This is a genomic window from Arthrobacter sp. Sr24 (assembly GCF_054511175.1).
This window is the reverse complement of sequence record NZ_JBTNDB010000034.1, coordinates 24,696-35,634: the sequence shown is the minus strand read 5'-3', so window position 1 is coordinate 35,634 and position 10,939 is coordinate 24,696. Positions and strand designations below refer to the sequence as shown.

Sequence of the window (10,939 nt, the reverse complement as noted above, 5' to 3'; positions counted from 1 at the left end):
AGCATGAACTGAGCCTACGCACTCAAAAAGAGCCGGCCGCAATGAAAGAAGAAGTACTCACGCAAGCCGCGTGATGCAGAACACGTGTCTACAACTTGCGGGGAACCCCAAAACAGGCGAGTCGAAATTGGGCGGCGTTAGCGGACTACAACCTTGAAGCAATTGCCACCGATTTTGGCGCAACGCTTCGTGCCGAACTCGATTACCTACACGAAGGCAGCAACGCAGAGCGCTTTGCGCGTAATTTTGCCAAAGATTCGAGTATTCATATTCCTCAAATCTTCTGGGAGTTGACCACATCGCGAGTACTCACCATTGAACGCATCTATGGACACAAGATCGACGACGTCGAAGTCCTCGCCTTGCCTGCCAGCGAGCGGAACGCTTTGGCTGACCTAGCAGCCCAGGCAGTCATTAAAATGATTTTTGAAGACGGCTTCTTCCATGCGGACCCGCACCCCGGCAATTTGTTTGTCGAGTCAAGCGACTGCATTGCCTTGATTGATTTTGGGATGGCGGGCGAGGTTGGTGAGGAACTCCAAGCGCAACTCAGCAATCTCTTGTTGGCTTTCAGCCTTGATGACCCCGACAGGATCGCCCGTGCACTAGTGGAGCTTTCCGTCAATAGGCCCGCCACGGATCGCATTGCGTTACGTCAAGATGTTATTCGGTTCATGAAGCTCTATCAGGGGAGGCAACTAGGGCAAATCGAGATCTCACCCTTGATCACTCAAATACTGTCCATCTTGCGCCATCACCACCTGCAAATGCCTGGTGAAATGGCCATGCTGACAAAAATGATCTTCATGACCGAAGGCATGGGCGTGCGGCTGGATCCAGCCTTTAGCCTAGGCACAGTCATCAAACCCTATGCCGGCAAAATCGCGTTTAGTCGCGCCCTGCCCCGTGACCTTCGGCGCACTCTCTTCCACTGGGGTCTGGAGGCTGTAGATCTCGGTGCAAACTTCCCGGACAAGCTGCGGCGCTTGTTTGATGTCCTCGATGATGGCATTGAAGTCCACCTGCGCACGGATGAACTGGCTCCCATCATGAGCCGCGCCGAGCGAATTGGTAACCGATTAGTTGCCGGAATGATCGTTGCGGCGTTTATTCGAGGGCTGGGTGACCTGACAACGGCTGATAGAGAAAAGCTGAAGACGTGGCAAAACACTCTGGTTGCTGGCGGCGTCGGCGCAGTGACAGCATTGGGCAGTTACTTGGCGTGGACGGCCAAGGCGCAGCGACGGTAGCACTAACTCTTGCATGGCAGCACCTTGGACTCTTTCGGTAATGTGCCAGCCAGCCTAGGATCAAGCCATGACGAACACACCAGCCCCGGCCCCACCTCAGGAACTATCTGCCAACGAATGCTGGGCGTTACTTCGCAGCGTTTCGGTGGGGCGGCTGGCCCTCTGGGTCACAGACCATCCCGATATATTCCCCATCAACTACGCAGTTGACCACGGATCTTTGGTGTTCCGTACCGGCGTTGGCGCAAAACGCGACGCAGCCCTGAGTGGAACGCCCGTAGCTATGGAAGCTGACGGAGTGGACCCCAGCAGTGGAGTCGCCTGGAGTGTGGTGGTCAAAGGCGCTGCAGCTCTTGTGGAATCAACAGAGGAAGTTTTGGATACCTTTTCGATCAATCTCTTTCCCTGGCAAGCCGGCCGTAAAGATTCGTTCATCCGTGTCACTCCTACCTCCGTCACGGGCCGCAAGTTCACGGTGGTGGCACCGGCCCATTGGTGGACAGATCAAGCGACTGCACCTCATACTGCTTCAGAGTGAAGTGAAACTAGGCGCACACATTCACCAACCGCAGGCTCTTCTTAACCAGACGGCCAGCGGGGTGGTTGCGCAGTCAGGAACACGACCCCTCAACGCAGACAAAAACGGAGCCAATCTTGGATATCCAGAATGAACCAGTCACCTTCCTCGTGGGCGTCGATGGATCAGATTCATCCGTCGAAGCGTTGCGCAAAGCGTTCTGGTTAGCCGAACCCCTCGGCGCGCACATCAGGGCCCTGACCTGTTGGAACTATCCCAGCGCCTACACCGTGCCCTATGCATTGGAGAATTTTTCCTTCAAAGAAACGGCACAAAAGATCCTCGACGATGCCGTGGAGAGAGCATTCGGCTTGGACTATCCCCGACACCTCACCACCCAGCTAATTCAGGGATCAGCCCGGCCCGTTCTCATTGAAGCCAGCAAAGACGCAGCCCTTCTCATTCTGGGACGGCGCGGATTCGGCGGATTCAAGGGGCTCTTGATGGGATCGGTCAGCTCTGCCTGTGCCGCCCACGCATCGTGCCCAGTCCTGACTGTGCATGCCCACGACGAACAAAGCCACTGACCATAGACGGACAGGACAGACAGATAAGCGTAACCGGAGAGCCCCAAGTGTGTGATTGACAGCTCCTTTCATCGGCACTGGCGTAGGGTAGAAAAACCAAGAACACATCTTTATCTGGGGGCAGTTACAGCAACGCATGGCCAACAACGACACCACCACACTGTGGACTTCCCTAAGCCGACTGGCCCCACAACTGAGGCCGATGATGTGGCCTCTGATATGGGGGTTCGCCTCTGCATTAGCGGCCAGCGTCGTGGCCTTGGCCATCCCGCAGGTGTACCGATCTCTAGTGAATACGGCTTTTCTCCCCGGGAACGGGGCTCAAGCGCTGTGGATTGGGGCCTCCGTCGTCCTGATTTTGGGCGTCCTTGAAGCAGGCCTGATCGCCCTGCGCCGGCAGTTTGTCCTGGTTCCGGTCAGCACGGTGGAAACGCGTATGCGCACCTCCTTTTACCGGCATCTGCAACAACTCTCCGTGGAATTTCACGACCGTTGGGGCTCCGGCCAACTCCTGAGCCGGGCCATGAGCGATCTGAATTTCATGCGCCGCTGGATGGCTTTTGGCGCCATCATGCTGGTGGTGACGGCGCTGACAGTGGTGATTGGCGTGGCGTTGATGTTCTCCATGAGCTGGGAACTAGGCCTAATTTTCCTCGCTGCCGCCGTGCCGATCGTCATTTTCGGCTACCGCTTCCGGCGTTCCTACGGCCGCGTCAGCCGCAAAAGTCAGGATCAGGCAGGAGATCTGGCCACCACCGTGGAGGAGTCAGTCCACGGCATCCGCGTCCTGAAGGCATTTGGCCGTGGCGCGGAAGCGCTGGATTCTTTTGCTTCGCAGGCGCAAGAGCTGCAAGCCACCGAAATTCATAAGGCCAAATCGCTCGCCGTCTTCTCGCTCATCGTCTCGCTGCTACCCGAGCTTGCGCTGGGCGCCGTTCTGGTGGTGGGCATCCTCTTAGTTTCTGATGGACAGCTCGACGTCGGAGCCTTGGTTGCGTTTTTTGCCACGGCTGCCGTGGTGGCTGGCCCTGTGGAATCAATGGGACCGCTACTGGCCATGACGTTCGCGGCCAAGACGGCCTTGGACCGGCACTTTGAAGTCATGGACGCCGTCAACACCATCACCGATCCCGAATCCCCCTCCACTGTGACTCATGTGCAGGGAGACCTCGAGTTCCGTAACGTCCACTTCCGCTTCCCCGATAGCCCGGAGGGCACGGCAGATCTGCTCAATGGCATTGATTTGAAACTGCACGCCGGAGAAACCATGGCGCTGGTGGGTGTTACCGGGAGCGGCAAAAGTGCGCTGCTCAACCTGGTGCCCCGGCTTTATGACGTCAGCTCTGGCTCCGTACTCTTGGACGGTATTGATATCCGCCAGCTGCCCTTGACTGAACTACGTAAACACGTCTCCGTCGCTTTTGAAGACACCACCTTGTTCTCCCATTCAGTGCGCGGAAACGTCCTCCTGGGCGCGGCTCATCATCCCGGATTATCCGAGGATCAAGTGCTGGAACGAGCTTTGGAGGTGGCGCAGGCAGGATTTGCCTACACCCTCTCCGACGGCGTGGAGACACTCATTGGCGAGGAAGGCCTGAGCCTGTCCGGTGGCCAGCGCCAGCGCATCGCCTTGGCCCGCGCCATTGCCGCGAAGCCAGCTGTGTTGATTTTGGATGACCCGTTGTCGGCGCTGGATGTGAACACCGAAGAGCGTGTGAGCGAGAGGCTGCGCACGGAATTGGCAGGGACCACCACCTTGATCGTGGCTCACCGGCCTTCCACCGTTGCCATGGCTGATCGGGTGGCTCTCCTAGAAGAAGGCCGCATTTCTGCGGTGGGCACCCATGCAGAATTACTCGCAGGCAACAGCCACTATCGCTACGTGCTGGCCAGCCTGACGGAGGAACCACGCGATCTGGACAGCGCACCGGATGACGAGCTACCGGATGATCTGGGCGCCGACTCTCCGGCCCAGCCCGGGACCAATGCACCGAAGGGAGCCCGCGCATGAGCCGCGGCAAGAAGCGCACGCAAGCACCGGCGTCGAACATTCACTCAGGGAACCGCAAAGCGAACAAGCCCGCTAAAGCAGCTCCGCAGGGAACCACGGATGAGGATCGGGTGGATCTGAGCCGTGAGGCCAGCCGCGCCGTTCGCCGCCGCTCCGTGAAGCTTTTGCGGGCGCTATTGCGGCCGGTCCGGGTGCAATTTGCCATCACCGTGGCACTGGTGGTGCTGTCGCAGGCGGCGAAAGTTGCCGGGCCGCTGCTCATCGCCTACGGAATTGATACGGCGCTGCCCGCGCTCACCGCGAAGCCGGATTCCAGTATTCTGCCGCTGATGATCACCGGCGGTGGCTACATTGCTGCTGCCCTAATCAGCTCGTGGCTGACCGCGTCCTATCTGACGGCGACCGCGCGGCTGAGCCAGGCGATGTTGCTGGATCTGCGCATTCAGGTGTTCCGGCATACGCAGCGGCTGAGCATGGAATTTCACGAGCAGTACACCTCCGGGCGCATTATTTCCCGCCAAACATCGGACTTGGAGGCACTGCGCGAGCTGCTCGATTCGGGGATTTCATCGCTCGCCTCGGGGCTAGTCTTCATGGCGTTGACTGCGGTTTCCATCTTCGCGCTGGATCCCATCACTGGTTTGCTGGTGCTGGCGTCGGCGGTGCCGATGTTCATGCTGTCGCGCTGGTACCAGAAGCGTTCGCAAGCTGCCTACCGCTCCTCGCGCGTGGTGTCCGCGGCGCTGATTGTGCACTTCATCGAGACCATGACCGGCATCCGCGCCGTCAAAGCGTTCCGCCGCGAGGAAGAGAACGCGGCCAAGTACGATTCGCTGGCCGAAGATTACCGCCGTGTCACGGTTCGCTCGATCAACCTCAACGGCATTTTCCAGCCTGGACTGGTGCTGATTGGCAATGTGGCAGTGGCGGTAGTGCTGTTGGCCGGCGGCTTCCGCGTGCTGGGTGGCGCATTGGAAGTGGGCGCTCTGCTGGCACTGCTGTTGGCCACCAAGCGCTTTTTCCAACCCGTGAGCCAGATGGCCATGTTCTATAACTCCTTCCAATCTGCCCAGGCGGCGTTGGAGAAGGTCTCCGGGCTGCTGGAGGAAGTACCCAGCGTACGTCCACCGCGACATCCCCGCCCGCTTCCCGTGGCCCGGGGCGATATCCGCTTCACCGGCGCAGAATTCCGTTACGGCACCGGGCCCGTGGTGCTGCCCAGTTTGGACCTGCATATTCCCGCCGGTCAGACGGTGGCCGTGGTGGGTGCTACAGGTGCCGGAAAGTCCACGCTTGCCAAACTCATGGCCCGTTTTTATGACGTGAGCGCCGGTTCGTTAACGCTCGACGGCGTGGAGTTGCGTGAGCTATCCACCGCCGATTTGCGCCGTGCGGTAGTCATGGTGACGCAGGAGGCTTTCCTGTTCAGCGGAACCGTGGCCGATAACATTGCGCTGGGCAACCCGGGTGCCAGCCGGGCCCAGATCGAGGCCGCTGCCCGTGATGTGGGTGCCGATGAGTTCATCCGCGCACTGCCGGAAGGATACGACACGGATGTGAACAAGCGCGGTGGCCGCGTTTCAGCTGGGCAGCGGCAACTCATCTCTTTTGCACGGGCTTTCTTGGCAAACCCTGCCGTACTGATTCTTGACGAGGCCACCTCCTCCCTCGATATCCCCTCTGAGCGACTGGTCCAGAATGGTTTAGCGAAACTGCTGGGATCTGCGAGCAAAGGTGAGGCTGCTGGCGAGGTTGGCGCAACGGGACGGACCGCGCTCATCATCGCGCACCGGTTATCTACTGTTGTCATGGCGGATCGAGTGTTGGTGGTCCATGAGGGGCGCATCGTGGAAGACGGCTCCCCTGCGGAATTGATCGCGGACGGCGGCACATTTGCCGCTTTACACGGAGCGTGGCAGGACTCACTGGTGTAGTCCTGAAAACTGTTTGAGGTCCTCAAGTGGGGCACGGCTGTCGACTCAGCCGTGCCCCACGCCTAATCTAGCTCTGAACCATTTTCGCCCGACCTCCTCACCATCATTTGTTGTGCGCAACTAAGTTGTGTACAATTGATTTATGCTCGACAACGATTACCACCTCGATTCCATGGTCTGCTTCGCCATTTACTCTGCGTCAAACGCAGTGGCCAAGGCTCATAAAGTTGCCCTGGAACCGTGGGATCTGACCTATACCCAGTACATTGCGTTGCTCGAGATCAGCACCGTGACCGAAGGGCTGACGGTCGGAGATCTTGGCAAACGCATGAGCCTCGACTCCGGGACACTATCCCCTGTTTTACGCCGATTGGATGAACGCGGGCTGGTACTCCGGGCCCGCACCTCCCCCGATGAGCGCGTTGTCACCACATCACTAACAGCCTCTGGCACTGAAGTGCTCAAGGAAGTCCTTGAAGCCCTGCAAGTATTGCGCGGCGCGTATGGCTTTGAATCCGCCGAACAAGCCCGGGCGCTCGTCAAAGAGTTGCATCGCATCACGGAAGGCATGCGCGCACTAGCTTCACAGTAATTCTGGCTCAGCAGTCCTGATCCATCCCCCAATTTTTCCCTGTAAGTAATGTCTACGAAAGGTACTCCCATGACCCCGCTCTACACCGCCGAAGCCATTGCAACCGGAGCCGGCCGCGACGGCCACGTCCGCTCCTCCGACGGCGGCATTGATTTGAACCTTGCCATTCCCAAGGCCATGGGCGGATCCGGTGATGGCGCTAACCCCGAGCAGCTTTTCGCCGCTGGCTACGCGGCCTGCTTCCATTCGGCACTGCAGATGGTTGCGCGCATGCAGAAGGTGGATATCTCCGATTCCTCGGTAGGCGGACAGGTACACCTCGGCTCCAACGGCAACGGCGGATTTGAACTCTCCGTCCTTTTGGAAATTGTGCTCCCGGGCATTGAGCATGACGCTGCGCAGGCGCTGGCCGATGCCGCTCATCAGGTCTGCCCGTACTCCAACGCCACTCGCGGCAACATTGAGGTCACCATTACGGTTTCCGACGACTAGTCCGTTGGTGCGTTAGTAAGTGAGATTAAGAAGAGGGCTTGTGCCATCCGAACCCGGATGGCACAAGCCCTCTTTTTTACATATCAACAGATCCTGGATGGCTCAACGGTCTAGCGACTCTTGGGAAGAATCGGTTCTCGACTCGAGCCCCTCAATCCTTTATGGCGCCGAGCGCAAGCCCCGACTGCCAGTAACGCTGCAGGCATAGGAAGGCGATGATCAGCGGCACAATCATGAGCAACGATCCGGTGATGACAACGTTCTGGATCAGCTCGCCGTTGCCGGCAGTGGAACCCAATTTGTTCCATTGGTTGATGCCGATGGTCAGCGGATACCACGCTGGATCTTTGAGCATGATCAGTGGGAGGAAGTAGTTATTCCAGATTGAGACCACGGAGAACAGAAGTACGGTGACGGTCGCTGGAGCCAGCAACGGCATCGCAATCGTCAAGAAAATGCGCAGTTCCCCAGCACCATCTATGCGCGCGGCTTCAATGAGACCCGTGGGAACCGCTTGATCGGTAAAGACCCACATCAGATAGAGCCCAAAGGGATTGATGAACGACGGAATCAGAATTGCCCACGGCGTGTTCGTGATGCCAAGCTGCGCGAAAAGCAGGAACTGCGGGATGGCTAGGGCGATGCCTGGTACCGAGATTGAGCCCAGCACGATCAGCAGAAAAGCACGCCTGCCAGCAAAGTCAAACTTTGCGATCGCATAACCGCCCAATGCTGCCAGGAACGTTGAGACAAGCGCACCCACCACCACATACAGCACGGTGTTCATCAGCCAGCGGGAGAAGATGCCATCCTGAAACGTGAACACTTGGTTGATGTTCTCCCACAAGGCAAAACTATCGCCAAAGGAGAGCCCAAAGGAGGAGACAAAATCCTTCTGTGACTTGGTCGCATTGATGACCAGCCACACCATGGGCAGCAGGCAGTAAAGCGCAAATAACCCGGTCATGAGCGTCAGCACAGCGCTCTTCTTGGGATCGGTCAGCGAGTACAGCTTCCTAGTGCGCTTAGGCGAGGGAGACGCCGTCGAGCCTTGCATTTCTTCTGGAGACACGCTGCGCCTACTTGTTGTTAAAGACATTTTTCATTCCCCTAATCTGCACGGCGTACGCGATGACGATGGTGAAGGCCGCCATCACCAAGGCGAGGGCGGCGGCGTAGCCTTGCTGAGAGCCGGTAAATGCGAGGCTGTAGGCGTACATGTTCGGTGTGTAGTAGGAGGTAATGCCGCTGTTGGAGACAAGCGTGGCCAGAATATTTGGCTCGTTGAACAGCTGGAAGGTACCAATAATGGAGAAGATGATGGTAATACTCAGTGAACTGCGCAGCGCCGGGAGCTTGATGTGTCGGATGACCTGGAATTCATTGGCACCGTCAATGGCTGCAGCCTCGTAGATTTCGCGCGGGACCGCTCTTAGCGCAGCGTAGAAGATCAACATGTTGTAGCCAGTGAATCCCCACGTGACCATGACACCAATGGAAATCATGGTGGTTTCCGGAGCGAACGGATTGAAAGAGGTGCCGGCCGCCTTGTTCAGGCTTCCAATGAGTCCGTAGCGGATGCCGAGCATGAAGCCCCACATCAGGGTCGAGACAATCGCAGGGACCGCGTACGGCAGGAACACAATGATGCGAAAGAACTTGATGCCGTGCAGCTTCAGTGAATCTATGGCGAGAGCCAGGGCGATGGCGCTCAGGAGCATGATAGGTACCTGGATGGCGGTGAAGACCACCACACGGGTGGCGCCATCGTAAAACTGGGGGTCGTTGAAAAGCTTGACGTAGTTGGCCAGTCCGATGAAAACTTTGCCGCCAATGAGCTTGTCCTGAAACAGGCTGATGTAGGCCGAATAGCAGATCGGAATAATGAAGACGAAGAGGAACAGCACACTAAACGGGGCAATGAAGAACAAGCCGGCCTTGCGACGCTTCTTGGGGCGAAATTGGACGTCATCGGGGGCAGCGGGTGGAGTCCGCACAGAAGTGGCGAGCAGTTCTCGGCTCATGGGAAATCCTTTCTCAGGTGTACATCGACAGTGGAGGTGCGCGGCGCCGCGCTGCGCAGTGGTGCGTGGGTTGTGCGCTCACAGACGCAGCACGGCAATTGAACACCTCTACTTGACGGTGAATCCCTGTTCATTTCCGTAGTCGATGCACCGCTGCTTCCAGGTGGCCAAGACCTCGGCTAGGTTGCCCTTGCTGCTGTCGTAGAAGGGAGCGGCAACGTCTTCGTAGCTTGAACGCGCCCAGCCAAAGAACGGCGGGTACTGCCAGCCGGTGCCCACATTTTTGGATGCCGTTGCGAGAACTTCGTTGTACTTTTGGTCACCGAAGAACTCATTTGTGGCACTCAGGAACGTCTCGTTGTTGAGGTTGGACAGGTTCGGAACAAATGCACCTGCGTCAATGCGCGACTGCAGTCCATCTCCGTGGGTGAAATATTCAAGGAAGGCGTAAGCTGCGTCCTTATTTTGGGCGTCCGCGGGAATGGCCATCGCGCTGCCGCCGTTTTCCCCTCCCGATTTCTCTCCGGCTTCCCACTGCGGCAGTTGGGCTACGCGGAAATCGCCGGCCGCCTTGGGCGCACGCTCGGGCAACGTCGAGGTGAACCACCCGCCGATGATCTGGGTTGCCAAGGTGCCCTCATTGAGCCCACGGTTCCAATCGTCTGACCAGCCAGAGACCTTCGTATTGACCAGGTCTTCATCAATGAGCTTCTGCCAGTACTTCACGGCCCTGTCAGTCCCAGCATCCAAGAAGTCAATGGTCACGGAGGTACCTTCAACCTTGAAGGGACGGCCGCCACCTTCCCACATGAGCGACATCAGCAGGAAAATATCTGCAGAGTCATTGGTGATGTAATGATCTGCGCCCAGGGCACGAATCTTTTTCGCGGCTTCATAGTATTCATCCCACGTGGCTGGCGGGGCATCCACGCCGGCCTCTGAGAACACTTTCTGGTTGTAGAACATTGCCGCGGGGCCGTAATCAGAGGGCAACGCATAGGGCTTACCGTCGATCGAGACGTTGCCCCACGCAGCATCAACGTAGTCAGCGGCCAAATCCTGGGCGCCAAATTCGGACAGATCCGTTAGCTTTCCGGGAATCGCGAACAGCGGTAGCGAGAAATACTCAAACATTGCAATATCGGGGACGCCGGAGCCCGCTTGAATCGCATTATCTAGTGCCGTGTATTCATCAGTCGAGGAGCCTGCATTGACAACGTTGACGGTGATGTTGGGGTACAGCTTCTGGAACCCCGGAACAGCCTCCTTTACTGTGCCGTCCCAGCTCCAGACGGTCAAGGTGACGGGCTTGTCCGTGGGGACTCCACCACCAACAGCAGGTGCGTCGCTTGTCCCCGAACAACCAGCCAAGGCAACCATGGTGGCGAGTGCCCCCATGCCTGTAATGAACTGTTTCCTATTAACTACTAGCTCTTTCCTATTCACTGCTAACTCCTTTGTTTGAGTGTTCGACGACGGCCCCTCACGCAGGTGCCCGTGGTGATGGGCGCGCCCGGCTGGGACAACGTTGT

At 57.9% G+C, this 10,939-nt stretch carries 10 protein-coding genes; 7 read left to right on the top strand and 3 right to left on the bottom strand.

What is annotated here, in order from left to right; translation table 11 throughout:
• Positions 1-95 precede the first annotated feature (95 nt).
• The 7 genes from ACX80D_RS16380 (at position 96) to ACX80D_RS16350 (ending at position 7,383) form a co-directional block, all read left to right on the top strand.
• Positions 96-1,250 carry an ABC1 kinase family protein gene (locus tag ACX80D_RS16380; RefSeq protein WP_459323937.1) on the top strand — a complete coding sequence of 385 codons (1,155 nt, stop codon included), beginning with the start codon at positions 96-98 and terminating at the stop codon, positions 1,248-1,250.
• Between the two features lie 67 nt (positions 1,251-1,317).
• Positions 1,318-1,788, top strand: coding sequence for a pyridoxamine 5'-phosphate oxidase family protein (locus ACX80D_RS16375; RefSeq protein ID WP_459323936.1), 471 nt, complete (start codon positions 1,318-1,320; stop codon positions 1,786-1,788).
• 116 nt (positions 1,789-1,904) lie between these two features.
• On the top strand, positions 1,905-2,354 hold the full coding sequence (locus ACX80D_RS16370) for a universal stress protein (protein ID WP_459323935.1): 450 nt from the start codon (positions 1,905-1,907) through the stop codon (positions 2,352-2,354).
• A 136-nt stretch (positions 2,355-2,490) separates the two neighbouring features.
• A complete protein-coding gene (locus tag ACX80D_RS16365) occupies positions 2,491-4,365 on the top strand; it encodes an ABC transporter ATP-binding protein (RefSeq protein WP_459323934.1) in 1,875 nt (624 codons plus the stop codon).
• The gene (locus tag ACX80D_RS16360) at positions 4,362-6,299 is read left to right on the top strand and encodes an ABC transporter ATP-binding protein (RefSeq protein ID WP_459323933.1); all 1,938 of its coding nucleotides are present in this window, start codon (positions 4,362-4,364) and stop codon (positions 6,297-6,299) included. Before ACX80D_RS16365 ends, ACX80D_RS16360 begins: the two co-directional genes overlap by 4 nt.
• A 142-nt stretch (positions 6,300-6,441) precedes the next feature.
• Positions 6,442-6,891, top strand: a complete 450-nt coding sequence (locus ACX80D_RS16355) for a MarR family winged helix-turn-helix transcriptional regulator (RefSeq protein WP_459323932.1) — start codon at positions 6,442-6,444, stop codon at positions 6,889-6,891.
• Between the two features lie 69 nt (positions 6,892-6,960).
• Positions 6,961-7,383, top strand: a complete 423-nt coding sequence (locus ACX80D_RS16350; RefSeq protein WP_459323931.1) for an organic hydroperoxide resistance protein — start codon at positions 6,961-6,963, stop codon at positions 7,381-7,383.
• A gap of 151 nt (positions 7,384-7,534) precedes the next feature.
• Here ACX80D_RS16350 and ACX80D_RS16345 read toward each other — a convergent pair whose 3' ends face one another.
• The 3 genes from ACX80D_RS16345 to ACX80D_RS16335 form a co-directional block, all read right to left on the bottom strand.
• On the bottom strand, positions 7,535-8,482 hold the full coding sequence (locus ACX80D_RS16345) for a carbohydrate ABC transporter permease (RefSeq protein ID WP_459323930.1): 948 nt from the start codon (positions 8,480-8,482) through the stop codon (positions 7,535-7,537).
• Positions 8,463-9,407 carry a carbohydrate ABC transporter permease gene (locus ACX80D_RS16340; protein WP_459323929.1) on the bottom strand — a complete coding sequence of 315 codons (945 nt, stop codon included), beginning with the start codon at positions 9,405-9,407 and terminating at the stop codon, positions 8,463-8,465. Before ACX80D_RS16340 ends, ACX80D_RS16345 begins: the two co-directional genes overlap by 20 nt.
• A gap of 108 nt (positions 9,408-9,515) precedes the next feature.
• Entirely contained in the window at positions 9,516-10,853 is a 1,338-nt protein-coding gene (locus tag ACX80D_RS16335) for an ABC transporter substrate-binding protein (protein WP_459323928.1), read from the bottom strand.
• Positions 10,854-10,939: the final 86 nt, after the last annotated feature.

What these genes read in the sequence shown, in the direction of transcription:
- ACX80D_RS16360 (WP_459323933.1), top strand. Translation starts at nt 4,362, where the DNA reads ATGAGCCGCGGCAAGAAGCGCACGCAAGCACCGGCGTCGAACATTCAC.
- ACX80D_RS16345 (WP_459323930.1), bottom strand. Translation starts at nt 8,482, where the DNA reads ATGTCTTTAACAACAAGTAGGCGCAGCGTGTCTCCAGAAGAAATGCAA.
- ACX80D_RS16375 (WP_459323936.1), top strand. Translation starts at nt 1,318, where the DNA reads ATGACGAACACACCAGCCCCGGCCCCACCTCAGGAACTATCTGCCAAC.
- ACX80D_RS16365 (WP_459323934.1), top strand. Translation starts at nt 2,491, where the DNA reads ATGGCCAACAACGACACCACCACACTGTGGACTTCCCTAAGCCGACTG.
- ACX80D_RS16350 (WP_459323931.1), top strand. Translation starts at nt 6,961, where the DNA reads ATGACCCCGCTCTACACCGCCGAAGCCATTGCAACCGGAGCCGGCCGC.
- ACX80D_RS16340 (WP_459323929.1), bottom strand. Translation starts at nt 9,407, where the DNA reads ATGAGCCGAGAACTGCTCGCCACTTCTGTGCGGACTCCACCCGCTGCC.
- ACX80D_RS16355 (WP_459323932.1), top strand. Translation starts at nt 6,442, where the DNA reads ATGCTCGACAACGATTACCACCTCGATTCCATGGTCTGCTTCGCCATT.